The sequence below is a fragment of the Bacillus sp. FSL R10-2780 genome (assembly GCF_038006125.1).
In the GTDB taxonomy this organism is placed as follows: Bacteria; Bacillota; Bacilli; order Bacillales; family Bacillaceae_G; genus Bacillus_A; species Bacillus_A cereus_U.
In genome coordinates this window covers 2,351,239-2,374,807 of record NZ_JBBOUQ010000001.1, presented here as the reverse complement: position 1 = coordinate 2,374,807, position 23,569 = coordinate 2,351,239, and the positions used below count along the sequence as shown (strand labels likewise).

The window sequence follows — 23,569 nt, the reverse complement described above, 5'->3', positions numbered from 1 at the left end:
TTTACATAGTGTGGTAAAGGGTGGTGAAATGAATGAAAGTATTAATTACTGGGGGAGCAGGTTTTATCGGAAGTCATCTTGCTTTGAAATTGTTAGCACAAGGAAAGCAAGTTGTACTAATGGATAATTTCCACTCCTACTATGCGAAATCAAGAAAACAGTTTCAGCTTGAACAAGTTCAGCGATATGGAAACGTTCCATTTTATGAGTGCGATATTTTGCACAAAGAAGATGTGAAAGCTGTTATGCAGCAAGAGAAGGTTGATGCAGTTATTCATTTAGCTGGATTTCCAGGTGTGAGACCGTCACTTGAAATGCCAGGCGCTTATATTGATATTAATATAAAAGGGACAAGTAACGTATTAACATGTGCAGGAGAAGAAAATGTAAAGAAAGTCATTGTAGCATCCTCTTCTTCTGTGTATGGAGAGCAAACAGGAATGCCTTTGAAGGAGGAAATGGCAAACGGCCGTGTCTTATCTCCTTATGCAGCATCGAAATACGGGGCGGAGTCACTTTGCCATGCTTATCAATATATGTATGGATTTCAAATGAATATTTTACGATTCTTTACTGTATATGGTCCGTGGGGGCGCCCTGATATGGCGATAGCGAGCTTTATTCGAAAATTATTACGTGGTGAAGAAATTGTTGTATATGGAAAGGGAACAGGAAGAGATTACACATACATTGATGATATTACAGAAGGGATTGCTCTTGCGTTAGAGTCGAATAGGAGCGATGTCTACAATCTAGGTTCGAATGCACCAATTTTAATGACTGAATTGCTTGCACAGTTAGAGAAGCACTTCCCGCTTATGCGCGTAAATAGAGAGGCGCATCGTCAAGGAGATGTAACATCGACGTGGGCTGATATTTCGAAGGCGAAAAATCAGCTGGGATATGAACCTCGTGTATCATTTGCAGAAGGGTTGGAGCAGACTATTGCTTGGGCGAAAGAATATCCGGATACTGTTTAATCTTTGTGGTATTTTCTTGTTATGTGTTTTTTTTGTTATATCGTGGCAGTCATTTGAAATGTCTTCTTTGTGGGGAAAACTATATGAATTATGGAAACATCCTTATACTTTAATGTTTCTTATTGTGATGTATGGCGTTGCATTTTTCTTTCGTGCATACGCTTGGAAATTGTATCTTCATCATCATATTACAATGAAAGCGGCTTTATATGGATTGTTTTATAGCTTGTTTATTAATCATGTTTCTCCATTGAAAGTAGGGGATGCTGTTCGCATTGCGATTATTACAAAAGAAAAGAAAGTGACATTAGGAGAAGCGACACAATCAGTTGTTATTCTTCGTATATTAGATTTACTTATTCTTGGTGTATTTGGAACAGTAGGGATGTTTATACTGTGGGGGAATGTTTTACTGAATGTTCCCGTTATCCTCGCTTGTATATGTATTGGAAGTGGGGCGTTGTTTCTTTTGTATAAAAAAGTACCGCAATTTGTAGAGGGACAATGGGAGCAATTAAAGGCCGTTTTGTTTACAATACAAGGCCTTATCATTATATTACTAATTGTAATGAGCTGGATTTGCGAGGCTTTTGTAATTTATGAGATTGCGAGTTCACTTACATTCATACAGGCGGTTTGGGTAAATAGTATGACCATAGCAGGACAAGTATTTCAATTAACACCAGGCGGTCTTGGGACATATGAAACGGTAATGACGTTTGCGCTAAGGGCGCTTGGAGTAGGGGAAGTGGCAGCATATGAATGGTCATTAATGAGTCACGGTTTTAAATTTATATTTTCTTACGGTGTGGGTGCAATCCTGCTCGTCTTATACCCAATGGAGTTGCGTTCACTAGTCAGTCAGAAGGGGGAAAACATCCGGTGGAAGAAGTAAAAAAAGCATCAAAGTTTGAAAAAGTTGCAGCCCGTTGCTGGAACTTACTGAATGAAGGAAAACCGTTTACGCCTATTTTTGTATTCGGTACATTTTTATTGTTTTCTATCTCGCAGTTTGGACAAAATGGTTTTATTTCAGCATTTTTTAGTAGTTTTGTCCTCATTGTACCTTTACTTGTTTTATATTATTTGTTTGATTTTCCATTGTTTTTAAGAAATTATTTATGGTTTCCGTTTATTGCATATTTAATTGTATTTAAGATGGTCCATTTGCCATTATTCTTTTTTGCATTAGGACTATATTTCTTCTTTACAATTTTATTTTGGGGAACTTTATATTATCATTTACGAATTGGTACATCATGGTTGAACTTCACACGATTTTGGAAGCTGGTTTTAAAAAATAGTGATTCTACAAGTGGGAATGCACAAGAACAGATGCCAAAGTTCTTACTATTACTTTCGCTTTGGTATTACTATTACGATTTCTTTCAAGCAGGCGGTACATTTAACGGTGTAGATTGGAAAGTGCTGTGTATATTTTATGGTGCTCTTCTTATATATACGCTTATTTTACACCGTAATTTATTTGATTGGCAGCCAAAGGCAATTTCTAGCTATACAGAAAACATGCCTGAAAATCAAAAGGCATTAAATGAAAAAGTAGTTGTGATTGTGATAGATGGTATGCGAAAAGATCGTTTTGAGGCAGCACATACACCGTACTTAGATTCCCTTCGAAAACAAGGGACAGAGTTTTTAAATATGGAAACTGTATATCCAGCTCGTACAGTTGTATGTTTCTCATCTATGTTTACAGGAACGTATTCTTTTGAGCATGGAATTAAATCGAATATGGTTTGGAAGCATGGAGTGAACGTGGAGAGTATTTTTGATTCTCTTCGTAAAGTGGATAAAACAGGGAAGATGTTGGCGGTTGCTCATCTTGTCGACGCGTTTGGCGATGATGTGGAAACATTTACTGCTGTGATGAAAAATGATGTTGTTGACTCGAAAATTATGGAGAAAGCAAGAAAGATTATGGATGAACAAGATCCAGATCTATTTATCGTCCAGCTTATTTCTACAGATCAAACAGGTCATAGCCGCGGCGTATTATATGATGAATATTTACAAAAAATTCATGAAGCAGATCAGCATGTGAAGCAGTTTATTGAGCATTTAGAGAAAACAGGAAAAGCAGAAAATACGACATTTATCATTTGTGCAGATCATGGACAAGCGGATGGAATAGGTGGTCACGGTCATTTAGACGAGGGTGAACGGTTTGTACCATTCTTTATGTACGGTCCTCATATTGCCCAAGGTATAAAAGTAGAAGAGAAAAAGAGTCTTGTTTCTATGGCACCTACAATTGCTTACTTATTAGGAGCGCCGTATCCATCTCATAGCCGTGGTCCTGTATTAGTAGAAGCGTTAAAGGAGCAGGAAAAGGAATGAAAGTAATTGTTTTTATACCGGCCTTAAATGAAGAGGATTCTATTGCACAAGTCATTCAAAAGGTGCCGCGTCATTTTCATCCAAATGTAACGGTAGAAGTACTTGTCATCGATGATGGATCAACTGATAGAACAGTAGCTGTTGCAAAAGAAGCAGGTGCTGATCATATTTCGTCATTGGCAAAAAACAGAGGGCTTGGTGCAGCAGTTCGAGCAGGTTTGCAGGAGAGCTATCGTCTTGGGGCTGATATTAGTGTAATGATTGATGCTGATGATGAGTATCCAGCTGATGAAATTCCGAATGTACTCGAACCTATTTTTACTGGAGAAGCAGATTATACGATGGGTTCTCGTTTTCGTGGAACCATTCAAGGAATGAGATTGCATCGACGTCTTGGAAATTATTGTTTTACGACGCTGCAATGTTTGTTATTGCGAAAGTGGATTCGCGATGGGCAATCAGGTATGCGTGCTTTTTCTAGACAAGCGATGGAGCATGGGGAAATTATTCATGATTATAACTATGCCCAAGTTATTACTTTGAATTTAGTACGAAAAGGCTTTCGAGTACAAGAAGTACCGATTACGTATAAAGTAAGAGAAACAGGCGATTCTTTCATATCTTTTCGTAAGTATATGACGCGTGTGCTTCCGGCAATTTGGAAAGAAATGAAGCGTCCAGTAGAGAAAGTTACGATTGACTATACTGCCCATGTATTAACAGAAGATAAGAGGTGCTCGTAGCGAGCGGTTCTTATCTTGACAATAATAATCATTAACCTCGGGAGGAACGTTCATGAAAAGAATCATTACATCATTATTTGTTGGTATTTTCTTAATATTCTCTGTGCAAACAAGTGCATTTGCTTATTCGTATGGAAATCCGAACGAAGAAAAAGTAGCTGAAGCATATAAACAGATGGTTACCAAGTTAGATGAAAATCCGGCAAACTTTAAAGAAGCTAAAAAAGCATATGAAAATGTACAAGAAGAAATTGATCAGCATATGGGAAAAGAACCCTCTAAAGCAATGATGAAGGACTTTGATAAACAAAATAAAGAAGATATTATTGCTGATATGCAAAAAATTCTTGCGCTCAATATTAACCGTCGTTTAACAAATGTTGATGAAAAATTTAAAGACTATGATACAAGCAAACGTCTATTAGCTAAAGCATTTGCTACATATGAAGCGTTATCTCCTGTTATTGGTGAGCGTAATAAAGAGCTGGATACAAAGCTAAAGGATGAATTTAATAAAGCTTTAGAATCATTAGGAAACCCAGGGTTATTTGGAGTAGGTCAAAAAGAAGCAAATCAAGATGCTTTCAAGAAAAGTAAAGATGCTATTTTAACAGGTTTACAAAAAGAATTTAAAATTAAAGATTTTAAAGTAGGGCACTTTAGTGCGAATAGTCAAGAAGATAAAGCAGCTTCTGAAAAAACAGAGTGGACAGATTTAAGCAGCTTGAAAAACTGGGCGCCGATTGTAGTTATCGTACTTATACTTGTTGGGGTCATTGTATATGCTGTAAGAAAACGCAAGTAAGGGTGAGGGGGAAGAGCAATGCAACTTCAGGCATTTCTTATTACATTTCGTGAAGTATTAGAAGCGTTGCTTATCGTTGGGATTATTACAACGTACTTAAAGCGCACAGATAGTAAGCAGTATGTGAAATATGTTTGGCTAGGAGCAGGGCTTGCGGTTGTAGCAAGTTATATTGTTGCCCTAGTCTTTCAAGTTGTATTTACTGGTTTTGCTGCTATGGGTAGCGAAATGTATTTAAAAATATCCATTATTTTCGTTTCAGCCATTTTACTTACACAAATGGTATTTTGGATGGCAGAACATAGTAAGAATATGACAGCCAATATGGAAAATAAAATGAATCAGTATATTACGGCTGGAAATATAATTGGAATGGTCGTGCATTCTTTTCTTGTTGTACTTCGAGAAGGTGTAGAAACAGTTTTTTTCTTTGCAGCGATTACAGGAGGGAACATCGGAGAAGCGATGAAAGGCTGGGGAGCTATATCTGGTCTACTCGTTGCAGCTGTTGTTAGCTTCTTATTCTTTAAAGGAACGATGCGTATTTCACTCAAAGTATTCTTTAAAGTAACAGGTGCATTTATCGTATTAATTGCAGCAGGACTTCTTGTACAAGGCGTTTCTATGCTTCAAGATTTAAAGATACTTGGCAGCGTAATGCCGCACGTATATGATATTACATGGCTACTGCCAGAGCATCCAATTGATTATGCTCATTATCTTCGTGATCACGGGACTGCACCACTTCTTTCTGGTGATATCGGTATTTTCTTAAAAGCATTTTTAGGGTATTCCTCGATGCCATCTCTTGAAGAAGTACTTGTGTATATCGGATATTTTGTTGTATTGTACATGTTAATCATCTTTAAAAAACCTGTTAAAAAAAAGCAAACAATAATTGAAGAAAATAAGTCAGTAAGTTAAAGTACAAGGTGTTTTCCTTGTACTTTTTTTGCAGAAAGGAAATGAGATGAAACAAGTATTACGTATATGGGCAGTTATCCTGGTTGTTAGTGTGATTTGTATTCGTTTTTTTTACGCGAGTCCGTTTGCGGCAACGTGGGACGAAGTTGATTTTACACTTGGATTAAAGCAATATGACATATTAGCGATGCAGCCCCATTTCCCTGGATATCCTTTTTTTATTTTAGGGGGAATGATAACGCATATTTTTATAGAAAACCCTGTACAATCGTTAGGGATTTTTAATGCCATCATGGCACTCGGCGCAGCTTTTCCGATGTATTGGATTGCACGCCATTATGTAAGTAAAACGAGTGCTCTTATTGTTGTAGCTGTCTTACAAACGAGCGGGTATTTCTCTATTTTAGTAACGCAGCCCATGTCAGAGGGCGCAGCGTTAGCAATCGTATGGTGGTATATATGGAGTATAGAACGTGCCTTTCGTACAAAGCGTTTTCAAACTCAATTTTGGCCAATTCTCTTCTTTGCGCTATTAATGGGTATACGGTTATCATATGCACCGTTTGGAATTGTACTTATATTGTTATTATGGCAACAATGGCATGAAGAAAAATGGCGGTTTATAATCTTATTTTGTACAGCTGTCCTTTCGCAACTAGTTTGGGTCAGTGCTCTTATTTGGAACATTGGTGGAATCACGGGGTTGTGGGAAATTTCTTTCGGATTTGTAGAAGGACATTTTACCGAATGGGGTGGAGCAGTTACAGATACGAGTGAACCACTTATTTCACGCCTCTATCGTTTACTTTCTGAAAACATCATCTTTGCAGGAATAGGTATCCACTCTTATTATTTGGTAGGTTTCTTTTTGTTCTTTTTGTTTCTGTTTGTTTTACAATGGAAAAACATACGTTGCTATCCAAAGGTTTTGATTGCTCTTGGAGTTTTCTATTTTCTTTGGAATTTATTTGGACAAAATATTGATAAACCTCGTCACTCTTATCCGATTGTAGCGATGTTACTTTGTGTACTTGCTATTTCATGGTTAAAAATACATCGTGGTATTATATTGCTTTTGTTTGCAACCAGTCAACTTATGATGAGTATACCGCTCATGAAAGAACAACAAGTGGAGGTACCGGCAACATATCAACTCGCGTCATATTTGGAGGGGAAACAAGAGCCGTTTATTGTATACACTTGGGAAGAGACGAGGGTTATGGAATATTTACAAGTGCCGTATGAACATAAACGGTTTTACACATATTCATATTTTTTACAAGATAAAAAATATCATAAAAATGATAATATATATGTTACGAATCATCTCATTGAAGGGTTTCAAAAACAAGGGATTAATATAGAAGGACAAGTTGAAAAGGAAGCCGTCTTTTATTCAAATCCATTATTTGATCCTGTTTATCATAAAATAGTTTTATACAAATGGAAAAAGGATTCTGTTGTAAAGTTTATTCAAGAATAGAGTAATCCAGCTAAAAGTTCTTGATTTTATTCGATTATTAATAAAATTTGTAATTCATCATACCCCGAAAAACCGAAACCTGGGTTCAGATTTCGGTTCGTTTCTTTATAAAGCGATGTTCTTGTTCTACTATGTTATTCAAGTATTTTTGTTGTCTAAGTTGCATACCGTTAGGTATGCTTTTTTTTCACTGTTCAATTGCTATAGGAAAAGCGGGATTCTTATTGAATGTTATAACACGTAGCATATATATTCACTATATATTGTTTTTATAAAGGTCTCTACATTAAATGTTCCTAATAATTTAATGTGGATATTATACTCGTATTAAGCTATTAGGAACATTTAATATTGTTTCACAACTGAAAGGGAATTGAAAAAGAACTGAAACTTTTCTCATAAAAATTCAATCTTACTTGAAAAATGAAAGGAAAATGAAATTTTCCAAAAGGAATTCTTTGTTAAGATAAAAAGCATACATACAAAAAAGTATTGACATATCTCGAAAAATGTATTTTCGAGATATAGTGGGGGAAAAGATGAGATTAGAAAAACAATTAATAAAAAAGATGTATTATGAAACATTCTTAATGGAGAATGAAACACACCCACTTCTTCAAGTACTTGGAGAAGCTTATGTAAACGAAGAAAAAAATGAGATTTCTGATGGATCTTATATTCGTTTTGCACAAGGTGAATTTTATTATCACCATCAAGATTTTGAAGCAGCTATTTTTAAATGGGAGAAAGTTAGTAATGAATTAGCGCCATGGGCACAAAAAAATATTGCGGATGCTTACTTCGAACTTAACCAATTATCAGTTGCTGAAAATGTGTATACTTCCATTACTACTGATAACAAAATACTTATGACCGAAATTGTACTGCAATTACTGTCTCTTTACATCGAGCAAAATAATTTTGATTCAGCTTTCGCTGTTATAAAAGAAGCGGTTTCTTTAAATCCCGATTATCCAAGCGTCACAACAATTGCACGTTCCTTTTATGAAGAACAGCAAGATTTTGATAGTGCAGTAGAGCTTGCTGTGAACGAGTTAATTCGAACAGAATCTTATCCGTGGTTTGAGGTTCTAAAAGAATATATCGATAAAGGATTTACTAAAAATATTTCACCAGATTATTTTTATACAGTATTAGTTACATTAAATAATGTAGATCAAGTGCAATTTACGCAAATGGTTTCATCACTTTGGCACAGCTATAAAGATGAACAAAATTACTTATTATGGCTTAACACAATAAATGAATTTTTCATACATATCGAAATGCATTCGTCCGATATATGGGACGAAATTTCTTCTCTTTACGAAGAAACATACTTTGAATTAATTCAAGGTCAATATATGCTTAGACAATTACACGATATTATTCCAAATCTGTTAACAAATTGGTTAAAGGTAGTCAATCCCTCTCATGCTGTATTTCCATCTGCAGCAGTATTGGCATGGGATGAGATTTTTCCTTCCAAAATAGATTCAGCGGATATAAAATATGCGGAAAACCTACTGTCATATTCTATTAATCATGTGAATGGCTTAGAGTATAGTTTACATCTTTTTGAATCTATTACAGGGTGGGCACAAGAACATGATTTAGAAATGGGTCACCGATTTAGCTGGTTAGTTGGCGAGCTTGCAGATTTAAGAACAAATCGCTTATTAGTAACTGGAACTTCAGGAAACGGAAAAGCTTCATTTATTAACTCTATTCTAGGAGAAAATATATTAGAAAACTCAATCTCAAATGTAGTTGTTTTTAAAAATGACGCTTATACAGAAATTAACGCTATAACAGATTCGGAAATTACAACAACTGAGAATTTCTCTGATTTCCATAACATGATGGCAGTGCACCGTCAAACATATAGAGATAGAGCATGTGTTGAATTTAAATTACCATGCAGATTTTTAAGTGAAAATAAACTTACATTCGTTGTTACACCTAGCTTTAATAGGAACAACGACGCGAAAGATGAGGTATTTGAATATTTAAATTCTACAGATGAGTTATTATTCGTATTGAATGCGGATTCACCTTTTACTGACAAAGAACGTGACATTCTATTAAGTATTCAAGAACATACACCAAATCTACAAGTTCATTTCTTATTAAATAAAATCGATAACATTTACAATGAAGCAGAAGCAAAAAGAGTTATACAAGATACGCAAGTGAGAATAAATACATATTTCCCTAATGCAAGAATTTTCCCTTATTCTTCGTTATATACAAATAGTAAACAACTAAACGATTTAACTGAGTTTATTCATTTTAACTTTAACCATAAAAATATCGATGCAGAACGGAATGAAAAGCTATTGTTTTTCATTCGAAAAACAATTACATATCTTTTGGATAAACGCGTCGAGAGGGAAAACAATCTAGTGGATTCTATTAATTGGAATGAAGATATGTTAGTTAAACTAAATGGTTGTATTAATAACCTTACTGCTTTTGAGAAGGACAAAATTCATTTAATTACAGAATCATATCGTACAATGAAAAACGAAATTACTAATGATCTTGCAGAACATATTCCGAAACTATTGCAGAGTTGTTCCGATTTAATTAGTGAAGAAAGCGATTTTGGTCACATTGATATTGAACTAAACACAGCGATGAATGAAAGAGTGAAACAATATCTAGAACAAACTGTATTACCTAATCTTGCTCGCTCTATGCAAAATTGGATTGCGACTTCTAATAACGAGCTCCTTCAAAGTCAATTGTTCTTAGAAGAAACCAGTGAAGGACTTAATTCTTTATTTGGAGAAAATCGAATACAGTTAGAATGTGACTTTAAAGTAATTGATGACTGGAGCAGAGATACTGATAGAATGACAACTAGAATACAAATGGAAGAAGTAAATATTTTACGCCGATTTACACCAGCACAATTTTTACTGAAAAGTGCCGGTAAATTATTTGGAGTTCTTCCTAAAAATAAAGCTATGCTATATAACAAATACAAACAGTATTTAGAAAATGAAGATTATACCGATGTAACGGCTTCTATTATGAAGAAGTTTTTCTTGCAATTTGAGCTGTTTGAAAACACACAAGAGCGGGATATTAATATGTTCTTTAGAAATCCATTTGGCGCGTTGGAACAAGCTGTAAAAAACACTCATTTAGAAATAAAAGAAAAACAAGATAAACTGCATAAAATGAAATCAAACCCTGAAGTTTATCGTGATCCTATAACGCTCTTTGAATTGAGATTACGTCAATGTGAAGTAATCTTGAATATAGGTGAGGATAATTCCTATACAGATTTACCTTTAGAAACAATCATAGAATAAACGTAAAGTAACTCCAAAATATACAATAAAAGTTGATTTTGGAGTTGTTTTTTGTTTACATCTGTATAATATGTACGTTCTTTTTAATAGCAGATTGCATCATGTGTTATAAGAGAAGTAATAGGGAAAAGGGAGCAATAGCAATTAGTTGCTCCCTTTCCATTTGATTAGAGTAATTAAATGTCTGATAAATATTTTCCAACATACAGACCACTTGCAGCTGCTTGAGATAATGAATGAGTGATGCCTGAACAATCTCCAATTAAAAATAGCCCATTCATACTTGTTTCAAAATGGTTATTGATTTTTATCGTAGGGGCATAGAACTTTCCATCAATTCCATATAATAAAGTATCTTTATCGATAGGTTCTTGGATAAATTGTTCTAAACGTAATAAAAATTTTTTGAGTCCTTCAATATATAATTGAGGAATTTCTTTATTCAAATCTCCATAATCTCCGTGTAGTGTAGGCTGTATACGATTATGTTTCATGTTGTTCTCCGTTGTAGGTTGTTTCTTTATTAAGTCCTCTAAACGCTGTATAACAATCCGATCTCGTCCTTGGTTAATGCTTTTAATAATTGAACTTGCGTATACATTTGCTTCTTTGAGAGTTGGAAAATAGCGCGGGATAAATAAAGTGAAATTTAAGTTAGAAGTGCCAGTTCCTTGCTCTCGAAAATTTTGACCGTCAGGCATAACTAAACCTTCTTCGTACTTTCGAATAATACGTCCTTTTGGATTCATACAGTAAGTAGTAGCCGTGAAATGTTCATGCTGATAAGAAAGTTTCGTCTCAAATGTATCTTTTAATATAGAACGTAATTGATGTTCTTTCATCTCTACCCTAATACCTAAATCTACACGGGTTTGCTCCTGAGAAATATTTAGAGAAGTGCACATTTCTTTTAACCAATCCGCCCCGGAACGACCGGTTGCAAATACTAATTTCTTAGAATGGACAGTTTCTTGATTTGTATATATTTTAAAATGGTCTTTCTGCTTAACGATATTTTGTACATCTATATGAAATTGGATATCTATTTTGGTAAGTAAAAATTCATAGAGCTGCTGAAAAATGTTACTTGAAAGTGTAGTACCCAGATGCCTTACTTCTGTTGTTAGCATTTGTAAACCACATGTCTCAGCCTTCTTAGTGAGAGTTGGATTTTCTGTAGAATATTTTGAAACTGAACTTCCGCCAAACTGACATAGAATTTCATCTACTTCCGCCATGAGTTGCATAAATCCTTCTTTACCTACTTTTTGCTCGAGTTCGCCTCCAAATCCGTTTGTATAATTAAATTTCCCTTCAGACTTTCCTAAACCACCAAACCCGAAATATTTATCACATGCAGTACAGTTACATATTTCCCCTTGTTTTAAAGAGCAATTTCGATGTTCTAACGGTTTACCTTTATCAAGAATTAAAACCTTTTTGTTGCTTTTGGCTAATGTATAAGCCATAAAAATGCTACTCACTCCAGCACCGATAATTGTAATATCATACATTTTTTTCACCTGCTACCGAATAGTTTGTTTGCTATTTTCCTAGTGTATAACAATTTTACAAAGTTAAGAAATAGCTTGTATTAATAAAGTCATAGTTGTGGATTTGATACTTTCTCAATTACTCTAAATGATGAATGAGATACAACAGTTTTTTATTTGAAAAGAGAGATACTTTTAAACAATCATTTTATCATATGGTTAATAAAAAGCTTACATATAAAAAGAACAGACCTTTTAAGTAAAGAGGTCTGTTAATCATTTGAAATAGTTGTTAAGTGAATAAATCTGAAGAAAATTACAGTTTTATTTAGCAAAGACATGGTTACCTATGACTGCTACTGTTTGACGTGTAGTAATCCATTTGCTTGTTGATGTTTTCGGATTATAGAAATAAAGCCAATCAGAATGTATTCCATTTGTGGAGATAGCCTCTTCTACTGCCATTTTTGCTTCTGCACTTGCAGGCTGATTAATTCTTCCATCTGTAACAGGAGTAAATGCATATCCGTGTTTAATAGGTTCATAAATAACGCCTGTTATTGTATTAGGAAAACCTTTTGCATTTACACGATTTAAAATAACTTTCGCCACTGCCACTTTTCCTTTATATGATTCGCCACCCGCTTCAGCAGTAACTAAGCGTGCCATTAAGTCTTTTTCTTTTTCTGAAATACTTGAATTAATTTTCACATGTTGTCCTGTATAAAGCTTGTTTCCGACTGTATTGTTAATTTGTTTTATAGATTGAACGGTAACATTGTAACGCTTTGCTATAGTTTCTAATGAATCTCCCGGCTGTACTTGATAAATAATTTGTCCAGAGATGTTCTTAGGTTTGTCGTTTTGATGAACAGTGACCTCATTTGATTTCATGGATCCTGGAATATTTAACTGTTCACCAATAAAAGTTTGATCGTTTCCTTTATTATTCGCTTGTTTAATAGATTGTATTGAAACTCCATATTGTTTACTGATACCCCAAAGTGTATCATTCTTTTTTACTGTATGAATGGTGGAAGCCTCAGTTGCACCTTGATTACATACGAATGTAATTGCTGCTGCAGATAAAGGAATTATATGTTTTATTTTTAATAATTTCATTGTAAATCCTCCCAATAAAAAATTAAGTTTTAACTGTTGAATAATGTAGTTCAGAGTATATAAGGTATGTATTTATATTTTAATATAAGTATATTAGCACGTACAGAATAAATAATCATCATAAGTTTTTTATTTATATCATGTAGGACCCAAATATGAAATATTGCATATGAAAGCCCATTGAAGTTTATGTTGTTGATTACTATAATTTATCTAGTAGAAAGGGACTTTAAATTTTCCTAATGCATTGAGAATATGTGAATGATTTTTTAATTTTACTTCTATGTAATACTTCATATTTATGAAATATTATTTATTTTTTATTAAGTAGCTTATATTATATTCAATAAGTTTGATATAAAAACACAAAAAGAGAGGAATAAAAATGAGCAATAAGAAGTTTATTTTGAAATTATTCATATGTAGTACTATACTTAGCACATTTGTATTTGCTTTGAATGATAAGCAAGCAATTGCTGCTAGCTCTGGTAATGGGCTTGAAAACTGGTCAAAATGGATGAAACCTATACCTGATGACATACCGTTAACACGAATTTCAATTCCAGGAACACATGATAGTGGAACGTTCAAGTTGCAAAATCCGATAAAGCAAGTATGGGGAATGACGCAAGAATATGATTTTCGTTATCAAACGGATCACGGAGCTAGAATTTTTGATATAAGAGGGCGTTTAACAGATGATAATAAGATAGTTCTTCATCATGGGCCATTATATCTTTATGTAACATTACACGGATTTATAAATGAAGCGAAACAATTTTTAAAAGATAACCCAAGTGAAACGATTATTATGTCTTTAAAAAAAGAGTATGAGGATATGAAAGGAGCGGAAAACTCATTTAGTAGTACGTTTGAAAAAAATTATTTTCTTGATCCTATCTTTTTAAAAACAGAAGGCAATATAAAACTTGGAGATGCTCGTGGGAAAATTGTATTATTAAAAAGATATAGTGGCAGTAATGAGTCTGGAGGATATAATAATTTTTATTGGCCAGACAATGAGACGTTTACTACAAATGTAAATCAAAATGTAAATGTAACAGTACAAGATAAATATAAAGTGAGTTATGATGAGAAAGTAAAATCTATTAAAGATACGATAAATGAAACGATTAACAATAGTGAAGATTTTAATCATCTATATATTAATTTTACAAGCTTGTCTTCTGGTGGTACAGCATGGAATAGTCCATATTATTATGCGTCCTACATAAATCCTGAAATTGCAAACTATATGAAGCAAAAGAATCCTACGAGAGTGGGCTGGATAATTCAAGATTATATAAATGAAAAATGGTCACCATTACTTTATCAAGAAGTTATAAGAGCGAATAAGTCACTTATAAAAGAGTAAAGATGGTGATTGTAAGAAGCGATGAACTACGTCGCTTCTTTTTTGTTTTCTAAAAATTAACATTAAATATAGTTTTACATATCGTACGTTCATGATAGAAAAAAATCGAAACTTACGCTATAATTACACATATAAATTTGTACCTATAAATTTTATATGTAGTAATAAATTTGATTTATTGTAATGAAACGGAGGTATATACTATGAAGTTTCCACATGATTTTTTATTCGGGGCTGCTTCAGCTTCTTATCAAGTAGAAGGTGCATGGAATGAAGATGGAAAAGGTGTTACGAATTGGGATGAGTTTTCAAAAATTCCTGGCAAAACATACAATGGGACAAATGGTGATGTAGCTGTTGATCATTATCATCGATATAAGGAAGATGTTCGCTTAATGGCTGAGATGGGATTAGAATCGTATCGTTTTTCTATTTCTTGGGCGAGAATTTTGCCGACTGGAGATGGAGAGGTAAATGAAAAAGGAATAGCATTTTATAACAACTTAATTGATGAATGTTTAAAATACGGGATTGTACCGTTTGTAACTTTATATCATTGGGATCTACCATTAACTTTAGAAAAAGACGGTGGATGGACGAATAAACGAACAGCAGAAGCTTTCGTAAAGTACGCAGAGATTTGCTTTAAGGCATTTGGTGATAGAGTTAAACATTGGATTACTTTTAATGAAACAGTGATGTTTTGTGGATTAGGGTACTTAAAAGGTGCACATCCACCTGGAATACAAAATGATATTCCAAAGTACTTTCAAGCGACTCATTATGTATTTTATGCGCATGCAAAAACAGTTGCAGTGTACAAGCAGCTGAAACAATATGGAGAGATTGGGATTACGCATGTTTTCTTACCTGCTTATAGTGTGGATGATCAAAAAGAAAATATACTAGCAGCAAATCATGCGAATGAATATGAAATGTATTGGTACTATGATCCAGTTTTAAAAGGTGAGTATCCGTCTTATGTTGTGCAGGAATTAAAGGAAAAAGGATGGACTCCTAATTGGACGGTTGAAGAATTAGAAATCATTAAACAAAATGCCGAAAAAAATGATTTTATTGGCTTGAATTATTATCAACCGATACGAGTAGAAAGATACGATATGGATATAAAGAGCGAGGAGCATTCTCGAGAAAACTCAACACTTGCTCCGGGTAACCCTTCTTTTGATGGGTTTTATCGAACAGTTAAAATGGAAGATAAAACATATACAAAATGGGGATGGGAAATATCTCCGGAAGGTTTCTTAGATGGATTGCATATGTTGAAAGAACGTTACGGTGACATAAAGATGTATGTGACAGAAAACGGATTAGGTGATGAAGATCCAATCATTGACGGAGAAATTGTAGATGTTCCGAGAATTAAATTCATTGAAGAGCATTTAAAAGTAATGAAGCGTGCGATTCAAGAAGGGATTAATTTAAAAGGCTATTATGCATGGTCAGTTATTGACTTGTTAAGTTGGCTAAATGGATATAAAAAGCAATATGGCTTTATTTTTGTCGATCATAATGATAACTTAAAACGTAAGAAGAAACTTTCGTTTCATTGGTATAAGCATATTATCGAAACGAGAGGAGAAAATTTATAAAAGATAAAAGAGTATTTTAGGAGAAAGTGTATGAGTGCAAAGTATAAACAAATTGCAGATATTTTAGAGCAAGACATTCGAGAAGGACTTTTTAATGAAACGAAAAAACTACCTACAGAAGAAGCGTTGATGAACCGATTTGAAGTAAGTCGTAATACGATACGTAAAGTGATTAGCCAGCTTGTTAATAGAGGCTATATTTTTCAAGTGCAAGGTAGTGGCATGTTTTTACGTGAAACTTCTGTAACAGATTACATTAATCTAGGCAGTTTGCGTGGATTAACGAAAAACCTCGTTTCACAAAATATTGAAACGAAAGTGTTAGAGCTTGAAGTAATAGATGCGGACGAAGAGATAGCAAAGCGGATGCAATGTGAAGTTGGAACTAGGTTATATTTTTTGAAGCGCTTAAGAATTGTAGATGGGAAACCATTCTCTATTGAAGTAAGTTATTTCAAAAAGGATATCATTCCTTATTTGAATGAAGAAATAGCATTAAGCTCTGTATACAGTTATTTCATTGAAGATTTACGATTAAATATTGGCTTTGCCGATAAAGTTATTAGTTGTGAAAAAGTAAATAAAGAAAATGCACAGCTTTTAGAAATAAATGAAGGTGATCCGGCACTTCTTATTGAAAATACAGTTCATCTTGTAAATGGAACCATTTTTGAGTTATCTCAATCGATGTTTCATTATGAAAAGACCAAACTTTTAAATCGGATTAATTTTAAGTGAAAATGAATATAATTAGCCTTGTAAAAAAGCAACTGATTCTAGGAGATCAGTTGCTTTTTATTTTGAAGTGGATGAGCAAAAAAACCTAAAAGTGGTTGGTCCGTTTTTCGCAAACTTCCATTATGATAAGAGAAGAAAGGTAGTATTTTATTGTACCTTAAGAAGGACATTTTATATGTATCTTCTTTGTTTAAATAGACTGGTTTTAGAGAGGTGAAAAGACAATGAGTTTTGCGATTTCACTAGTTGTTATTATTGTAGTTGTATCACTGTTTGGGACCGTACTAGTTGCACGAAATGTGGAGGAGAATTACGGTAAGTCTACAAAGAGGAATGTGAAAAACTTATCAGCTATCTATATCATTCTTCTTTTAGTGCTTCTTGTAGGAGTTACTTGGTATGCGGTCGTTATTTTATAGAGTTTATATATGATGAAGGAGTTAATATATTGATGAAAAATGAGCGCCACGTTTTAGTTGTTTTCCCGCATCCAGATGATGAGTCATATTGCGTGGCTGGCACAATTTTGGCCTATACTGAGCAGAAAGTCCCTCTTACTTATGTTTGCTTAACACTTGGTGAAATGGGGAGAGCAATGGGGAATCCACCTTTTGCAACACGTGAGTCTTTATATGCTATTAGAGAGAAAGAGTTAAAGCGAGCTACAAATATTTTAGGGATTGAAGATTTACGTATGATGGGATATCGTGATAAAACTCTTGAATTTGAAGAGCCTGAAAAATTAAGAAGTCTGATTCAAAACTGTATTGAAGAATTGAATCCTTCTGTAGTTATTTCTTTCTATCCTGGGTATGCAGTTCATCCAGATCACGATGCAACAGGGGCAGCGGTAGTAGAGGCATTAGCTAATATTTCGGAAAGTAAACGACCGGTCTTTTATGCTGTAGCTTTTTCGAAAAATCATGAAGACGAAATAGGCCCTCCGGATTTTAAAAATGAAGTGACGGAATATGTTCCGAAAAAATTAGAGGCATTACGAGCACATGCATCACAATTTGCAACTAAAGTGGATGAGCTGGAAAGAGAGTATGAAGACGGTGTTCCAGAAACAGTTGAGTGGTTAGAAAGAGAGCCGTTTTGGATATATCCATTAAAGAATAAGAAAATGTAGTGCTATAATTGAAGGGGATTTATATGTATTTTATATATAAAAATCAAAAGGTTTATTACAATATAGAAGGATCGGGTCCTGTCATATTGTTTTTACACGGTCTTGGAGGAAACTCAAACAATTGGTTATATCAAAGACAATATTTCAAGGGAAATTGGACAGTGATTTCACTTGATTTACCTGGACATGGGAAATCTGAAGGACTGGAAATTAGTTTTAAAGAATACTCAAATGTTTTGTATGAGTTATGCAATTATTTAAAGCTACAAAAAGTAGTCATTTGTGGTCTTTCAAAAGGGGCTAGAGTAGGGATTGATTTTGCTATTCACTATCCAAGCTTTGTTACTAGCTTAATTGTTGTAAATGCATTTCCCTATTTGGAACCAGAAGATCGTCAAGAACGACTTAAAATATATGACTTACTTAGCGTAAATGATAACGGGAAAGCTTGGGCGGATACGTTATTGAGCGCAATGGGAGTAGAAGATAATGATGCAATTGTCCGAGGATTTCATCAATCCCTACAAACTATTAATCCAATGCATATTCAAAGGCTATTCGCTGAATTAGTTGATTACGATCAAAGACCATACCTCTCTAACATTGCATGTCCTGCATTAATAATACGAGGAGAGAATGATTATTTTGTTCCGGAAAAGTATGTGAGAGAATTTGAAAAACACCTGAGAAACGTGACTTTCGTTGAGTTGAAAGATAGTGGGCACTTGCCTTATTTAGAACAGCCTACTAGTTTTAATGTGACGGTTGAGACATTTTTAAATCATGCGCTTGATTAATACCATTTTCACAGTGAATACTATTATTAATGAATTCAGGACACCTGCTTGGAGAGGAGGGAACTAAATGGAATGGCAACCGAATCGTGAAAATAAGATACCAGTTTATAAACAAATTGCTGATTACATTGAAAGAGGCATTTCTACCGGTGAATTCCCTTCTGATAGAAAATTACCTTCTGAGCGTATGTTAGCACAGGAGTTACAAGTGAACCGGAGTACGGTAGTAGCTGCTTATGAGGAATTAAAATCACTTGGGGTAGTAGAACGGCAAAAAGGAAGCGGCACCCGGGTGAATACAGACATATGGGGTGTGTCACATAAACGAATACCGAACTGGGGTAGGTACGTTGAGGATGGATCGTTCTTGCCTAATGTACCACTTGTTCAACAAATTCGAACGGAAACACAAAAAGATGATTTAATCAATTTAGCGAGTGGTGAATTGTCACCAGAATTAATTCCGAGTGATAGATTTCGAACAATTTTGTCGGAGAAAACATTTATGGAAAATCTCGGTTATGACCATCCACTTGGAAATGAAATGTTGCGAAAAACAATTGCAGCACATGTCGAGCAATATAAACAAATAGAAGCAGATTCAAGCTCTATTCTTATTACATCTGGAGCTCAGCAGGCACTTAATCTTATCGTTCAATGTTTGTTAAAACCTGGCGATGCGATTGCAATTGAGGATCCTTCCTATTGTTATTCACTTCCGATGTTTAAATCAGCAAGTTTAAACATATTCCGTTTACCAGTTGATGAGCATGGAATGAATCCCGATGACTTAATCGATTTGCACAAAAAGCATCGCATTCGTATGGTATTTTTAAATCCAGATTATCAAAATCCAACTGGAACGGTACTTTCGTTGGCAAGACGTAAAAAGGTTTTAGAACTATCTTCTGAATTTGGTATACCGATTGTAGAAGATGATCCGTATAGTTTGACTTCTTTTAATGGAGAAGTGAATCCAACATTGAAATCGATGGATCAAAATGGGAATGTTCTTTATGTAAGCTCATTATCAAAAATTGTTGCATCAGGATTACGTATTGGTTGGGTAATTGGCCCCACGCGCGTAATTGAGCGATTGGCAGATGCGAAGCAGCAAGTTGATTTCGGTCATAGTGTATTTACACAGTGGGTAGCGAACCAATTTTTAGAATCTGAGGATTTTCATACGCATATTACTATGCTTCGTGGACAACTGAAGCAAAGAAGAGATGAGTTAATTAGAAAGCTTGAAGAAATATTAGGGGACCAGGTTGAATTTTTTGTTCCAGAGGGCGGAATACATTTATGGTGTAAAGTGCAAGGAACGTTTGATGAATACCATTTACTAGGTGAATCTATACGCAATGGTGTAGCATTTGTCCCAGGAAGCGTCCTAGGTTCGAAAAGTGAATATATACGATTTACTTTTGGCAGAGCGAATGTCGAACAAATTCAGCTTGGAATTACAAGATTTGCAGAGACATTAAACGAGATTCAATAATAAATTGTGGGGATTTGGTATTGAAATGGGGAGTAGCAATTGAAGTTTTTGAAGCTTTTACTTCAAGTAGGAGTGCTATATATGTTTAGTTTGGTTGGTGTATGGATTCAGGAAGTATTTCATCTATCTATGCCAGGAAGTTTAATAGGAATGTTAATTCTTTTTCTGCTTCTTTCTACTCGCATTTTGCCATTAAAATGGTTTGAGATAGGTGCAGAAAAGCTAATAGTATTTTTACCTTTATTTTTAATTCCTTCAACGACGGGGCTAATGGAATACGGTTCATTTCTTTTAAGTAAGGGTAGTATTATGTTCTTTCTAGTTGTTGTAAGTACTTTAGTAACATTGATTATTTCAGGTTATGTAAGTCAATTATTAATAACATCTAAAAAATAAAATTGATAAGGTGCGCTATTCAAATGGTCTTAATTTTTATTACTGTAGTGATTTATTTATTGGCGACAAAGCTATATAAAAAATTTACGTTTCCATTTACTTTACCGGTGTTAACAGTTACGGCAATTATGATTTGCATATTCCTTATTTTCGGGATCTCTCATCAAGATTATAAGGAAAATGGGGGAGATATTCTTTCCAGTTTCTTGAGCCCTGCGATTGTAGCTTTAGCAATACCACTATTTAAGGAACGAAAAATACTTATGAAAAACTTCTTATCGATACTTGTTGGGGTAGTAATCGGTATAGTGGCTTTAATAAGTTTGAATGTAGTGATTGGGGAAATGTTGAATATAGATAAGGAACTTATATTAACAACTATCCCGCAATTAGCGACGATGCCTATTGCAATTTCATTAGCCGAACAAATTGGGGGTATTCCATCTATGACTGCTAGTTTTGTAGTTGTTGCGGGAATAACAGGTGCTATCATGGGACCGACAGTACTTAAACTTTTCCGTATAACAAGTACAATTGGAAAAGGAGTTGGGATGGGCTGCGCATCACATATCATTGGTGTGAGTCGTCTAGTGAAAGAGGGAGAGAAAGAAGCAACTATCGGTTCGGTAACGATGATTGTAACAGGGATACTTATTAGTATATTAGTACCTTATGGAATGAAATTTTTATTTTGAAAATTAATGAATCGTAATAAGGAGCATAACACTACTCATTTTAGAGTGTAATGGAGATGATTAAAATGACAACATGGTTTATAGTTACATTATTTATTTTTGGTGCTGTTAAAGTACTAGTTTCTAGTATGCCAACTTCTGTCGTAGAATCAATTATTAGTAGATTTGAGTTACATCAAAAATTGGATGAGGAAAATACTACTGTAACAGTAGATGGGGAAAGTATAGAAGGAGAAATGAAACTTCAAGTTATTCATGAATTTAATGAGGCTTTATTTTTGGATAAGCATTATTTTCCGCCGCAAGGGAATGGAACACCATTAGTTATTGAGACGAAGATAGGAAAGAAAACGATTAAGTTTTCTTTATATAGCTACGAGGAACACGTTGATGTAATAAAGCAATATAAGAAGAAAGTAGTTGCATATCGTTTGCGATCAAAAAGTCTTCAAAGTCGTTCAGTAGTAAGAATTGAAGATTATGCTTAAGAGGAGAGGCCGTTATACAAACGGTCTCTTTATTTTGGTAGCCAACGATATACTTTCCAAATAAAAGCAAGAAAAATCATATACCCAAACAAAGAATAAGTATGATGCCAATGCTCATTATGTACAAATAAACCTAGCCTCTCAGCAACTTGCTCAAAAATGCTAGCACAAACGCCTATTGAAATAATAAATAGAGTTCTAGAAACTGTAGATAATGTTTTTGAAATTTGTATAAAAGAGGCTGTTAAAATCGGTAGTACGAGTAATATGAAAGCTATGTTAACTGAAAATGTGGATGAGAAGGGTCTAACTGGAAAAGAATATATTTGTTTATTAACAAAGAAAGCATCTAAACAAGTTCCAATAATAGCAGAGAGAAAAACTGTAATTATTAAAGCTAGAAAGTCATTCTTCCTCTCGGAGGAGGACATTTTTCTTTGCGAGAATTGCAAGTTCAATTTTTTCGAGTGTTTTGCAGTAGTCTTCTGAAATTTGTCCACTTATACTTTCCTCCTTATCAACTAAGTAATTTACAACTTGCCAATCAGTAAACCAATCTTTACTTTTATCTTCTTCATGTTTCATATCGCGCCATGCATAGATGAGTGCAGGGCTGTATATACGATATGCACCACTACGCAACTGGCATTTCTTTATTCGGCGTTTATAAAACTCACGGGAAAAAGATTCATTTACACTTGAAAATAAATGAGGCCAGTAATCTTTCCTTGAGCCTGTGTGTGGATGATGCTCGGCCCAACTTATTATTTGAGATAAAATATGTGTATCCCGAAATAATAGTGAATACAACCTTTTTCCAATTAAGATTCGTTCATGCAAGGACGTAAAATGTTTCATTGTATCACCAAATAGTAATACTTTTTGTTTCTTATCATTTTCGTAGAATGGGAAAAGGATATGATTAAACTGAAAGAAATCAAAGAGTTTAAATCCAATACTATTTAGTACAGTCTTTTGAAAGTGTACATTTTGAATAACCCTTTTTTCTAAGTAGTTTTGTTCATTAATAATAGTTGCGATCGCCAATGTTTTTTTGTTACCTGTTTTCCAAAAATCGTTCCACATCGTTTCCATAAATGTAGAAACATTTAGGTGAGGAAGAAGATGAAATAGCTTTTGTGATTTTTTAACACTTTGTTCATATAGCAAAAATTGAGGATATACATCTTGAAAAATGAGCCAATTTCCTCTTTCTAAAAAAGAAAAAAATGTAATTTGATCCTTCTCTGATAAAATCTTCGTATATAAGTCTCCCTTTAAATCAGTCATATTCCAACCACCGTTACGTGATACCATATGTCCAAGTAGTGCCCAATGTATTTCGGGATATTGAATGTAAAATTGATAGTATGCACGTGTTCTTGTGACGTTATTTTTATTTAGTTGTTTTGTCTGTACTTTTATTTTGTCGATGATGAGTTGCTCTTCTTTCGTTAATGTATACATGGTGCCAGAATGAATGAGTTTGCTTTTTTGTTTTAACTCATTTTTTACATCGAATAGGGAGAGAGGAAGTGCTTTGGAAGGATCGTTATATATATTATTTGAGTTGTTTGAATTGCTTCGGTACATTCCATTACCT

22 protein-coding genes and 1 pseudogene are annotated in these 23,569 nt (G+C 34.2%); 18 read left to right on the top strand and 5 right to left on the bottom strand.

Annotated features, from left to right (window positions below):
* Positions 1 to 32: 32 nt before the first annotated feature.
* The 7 genes from NSQ47_RS12330 to NSQ47_RS12300 are packed head-to-tail and all read left to right on the top strand — an operon-like array spanning position 33 to position 7,293.
* Positions 33 to 980: an SDR family NAD(P)-dependent oxidoreductase gene (locus NSQ47_RS12330; protein ID WP_341037074.1), complete on the top strand. Its 948-nt coding sequence runs from the start codon at positions 33 to 35 to the stop codon at positions 978 to 980.
* Positions 946 to 1,875, top strand: coding sequence for a lysylphosphatidylglycerol synthase transmembrane domain-containing protein (locus NSQ47_RS12325; RefSeq protein WP_341037071.1), 930 nt, complete (start codon positions 946 to 948; stop codon positions 1,873 to 1,875). The genes NSQ47_RS12330 and NSQ47_RS12325 overlap by 35 nt, the downstream gene beginning before the upstream one ends.
* Entirely contained in the window at positions 1,863 to 3,338 is a 1,476-nt protein-coding gene (locus NSQ47_RS12320; protein ID WP_341037069.1) for an alkaline phosphatase family protein, read from the top strand. Before NSQ47_RS12325 ends, NSQ47_RS12320 begins: the two co-directional genes overlap by 13 nt.
* A complete protein-coding gene (locus NSQ47_RS12315; protein WP_341037068.1) occupies positions 3,335 to 4,081 on the top strand; it encodes a glycosyltransferase family 2 protein in 747 nt (248 codons plus the stop codon). Before NSQ47_RS12320 ends, NSQ47_RS12315 begins: the two co-directional genes overlap by 4 nt.
* 52 nt (positions 4,082 to 4,133) lie before the next feature.
* Positions 4,134 to 4,886: a hypothetical protein gene (locus NSQ47_RS12310; RefSeq protein WP_341037067.1), complete on the top strand. Its 753-nt coding sequence runs from the start codon at positions 4,134 to 4,136 to the stop codon at positions 4,884 to 4,886.
* A gap of 18 nt (positions 4,887 to 4,904) precedes the next feature.
* Positions 4,905 to 5,810: an FTR1 family iron permease gene (locus NSQ47_RS12305; protein ID WP_340825339.1), complete on the top strand. Its 906-nt coding sequence runs from the start codon at positions 4,905 to 4,907 to the stop codon at positions 5,808 to 5,810.
* 46 nt (positions 5,811 to 5,856) lie between these two features.
* The gene (locus tag NSQ47_RS12300; protein ID WP_341037065.1) at positions 5,857 to 7,293 is read left to right on the top strand and encodes a hypothetical protein; all 1,437 of its coding nucleotides are present in this window, start codon (positions 5,857 to 5,859) and stop codon (positions 7,291 to 7,293) included.
* 97 nt (positions 7,294 to 7,390) lie between these two features.
* Here the strand turns inward: NSQ47_RS12300 and NSQ47_RS12295 are convergent.
* Positions 7,391 to 7,534, bottom strand: a pseudogene (locus NSQ47_RS12295) (IS6 family transposase); the annotation flags it as partial.
* Positions 7,535 to 7,832: 298 nt separating this feature from the next.
* On the opposite strand from NSQ47_RS12295, the gene NSQ47_RS12290 reads away from it, so the two are divergent.
* Positions 7,833 to 10,616 (top strand): dynamin family protein, encoded by a 2,784-nt coding sequence (locus tag NSQ47_RS12290; RefSeq protein ID WP_341037064.1) that lies wholly within the window; start codon positions 7,833 to 7,835, stop codon positions 10,614 to 10,616.
* Between the two features lie 176 nt (positions 10,617 to 10,792).
* Here NSQ47_RS12290 and NSQ47_RS12285 read toward each other — a convergent pair whose 3' ends face one another.
* Entirely contained in the window at positions 10,793 to 12,130 is a 1,338-nt protein-coding gene (locus NSQ47_RS12285) for an NAD(P)-binding protein (RefSeq protein ID WP_078172950.1), read from the bottom strand.
* 303 nt (positions 12,131 to 12,433) lie between these two features.
* Positions 12,434 to 13,231, bottom strand: a complete 798-nt coding sequence (locus NSQ47_RS12280) for a cell wall hydrolase (RefSeq protein WP_016105945.1) — start codon at positions 13,229 to 13,231, stop codon at positions 12,434 to 12,436.
* A 385-nt stretch (positions 13,232 to 13,616) separates the two neighbouring features.
* On the opposite strand from NSQ47_RS12280, the gene NSQ47_RS12275 reads away from it, so the two are divergent.
* The 10 genes from NSQ47_RS12275 to NSQ47_RS12230 all read left to right on the top strand — a co-directional run bounded on the left by NSQ47_RS12275 (position 13,617) and on the right by NSQ47_RS12230 (position 21,966).
* The gene (locus tag NSQ47_RS12275) at positions 13,617 to 14,606 is read left to right on the top strand and encodes a phosphatidylinositol-specific phospholipase C (RefSeq protein WP_341037063.1); all 990 of its coding nucleotides are present in this window, start codon (positions 13,617 to 13,619) and stop codon (positions 14,604 to 14,606) included.
* A gap of 203 nt (positions 14,607 to 14,809) precedes the next feature.
* The gene (locus tag NSQ47_RS12270) at positions 14,810 to 16,219 is read left to right on the top strand and encodes a glycoside hydrolase family 1 protein (RefSeq protein WP_341037062.1); all 1,410 of its coding nucleotides are present in this window, start codon (positions 14,810 to 14,812) and stop codon (positions 16,217 to 16,219) included.
* A 30-nt stretch (positions 16,220 to 16,249) separates the two neighbouring features.
* Positions 16,250 to 16,957, top strand: a complete 708-nt coding sequence (locus NSQ47_RS12265; RefSeq protein ID WP_002111317.1) for a GntR family transcriptional regulator — start codon at positions 16,250 to 16,252, stop codon at positions 16,955 to 16,957.
* A gap of 224 nt (positions 16,958 to 17,181) precedes the next feature.
* Complete coding sequence (locus NSQ47_RS12260) at positions 17,182 to 17,376, top strand: hypothetical protein (protein ID WP_002066705.1); 195 nt, start codon at positions 17,182 to 17,184, stop codon at positions 17,374 to 17,376.
* A 32-nt stretch (positions 17,377 to 17,408) separates the two neighbouring features.
* Positions 17,409 to 18,089, top strand: a complete 681-nt coding sequence (gene bshB2 / locus NSQ47_RS12255) for a bacillithiol biosynthesis deacetylase BshB2 (RefSeq protein WP_002199566.1) — start codon at positions 17,409 to 17,411, stop codon at positions 18,087 to 18,089.
* A 23-nt stretch (positions 18,090 to 18,112) separates the two neighbouring features.
* Positions 18,113 to 18,886, top strand: coding sequence for an alpha/beta fold hydrolase (locus NSQ47_RS12250; protein WP_341037060.1), 774 nt, complete (start codon positions 18,113 to 18,115; stop codon positions 18,884 to 18,886).
* Positions 18,887 to 18,953: 67 nt separating this feature from the next.
* Positions 18,954 to 20,387, top strand: coding sequence for a MocR-like pyridoxine biosynthesis transcription factor PdxR (gene pdxR, locus NSQ47_RS12245; RefSeq protein WP_341037059.1), 1,434 nt, complete (start codon positions 18,954 to 18,956; stop codon positions 20,385 to 20,387).
* 39 nt (positions 20,388 to 20,426) lie between these two features.
* Positions 20,427 to 20,783: a CidA/LrgA family holin-like protein gene (locus tag NSQ47_RS12240; RefSeq protein WP_033710841.1), complete on the top strand. Its 357-nt coding sequence runs from the start codon at positions 20,427 to 20,429 to the stop codon at positions 20,781 to 20,783.
* 23 nt (positions 20,784 to 20,806) lie between these two features.
* A complete protein-coding gene (locus NSQ47_RS12235) occupies positions 20,807 to 21,478 on the top strand; it encodes an LrgB family protein (protein WP_002111311.1) in 672 nt (223 codons plus the stop codon).
* A 65-nt stretch (positions 21,479 to 21,543) separates the two neighbouring features.
* Complete coding sequence (locus NSQ47_RS12230) at positions 21,544 to 21,966, top strand: YfmQ family protein (protein WP_002160789.1); 423 nt, start codon at positions 21,544 to 21,546, stop codon at positions 21,964 to 21,966.
* Between the two features lie 29 nt (positions 21,967 to 21,995).
* Here the strand turns inward: NSQ47_RS12230 and NSQ47_RS12225 are convergent, their stop codons facing one another.
* Both NSQ47_RS12225 and NSQ47_RS12220 read right to left on the bottom strand, forming a co-directional pair.
* Positions 21,996 to 22,397 carry a CBO0543 family protein gene (locus NSQ47_RS12225; RefSeq protein WP_341037057.1) on the bottom strand — a complete coding sequence of 134 codons (402 nt, stop codon included), beginning with the start codon at positions 22,395 to 22,397 and terminating at the stop codon, positions 21,996 to 21,998.
* Complete coding sequence (locus NSQ47_RS12220) at positions 22,372 to 23,559, bottom strand: DUF2515 domain-containing protein (RefSeq protein WP_341037056.1); 1,188 nt, start codon at positions 23,557 to 23,559, stop codon at positions 22,372 to 22,374. Before NSQ47_RS12220 ends, NSQ47_RS12225 begins: the two co-directional genes overlap by 26 nt.
* Positions 23,560 to 23,569 lie beyond the last annotated feature (10 nt).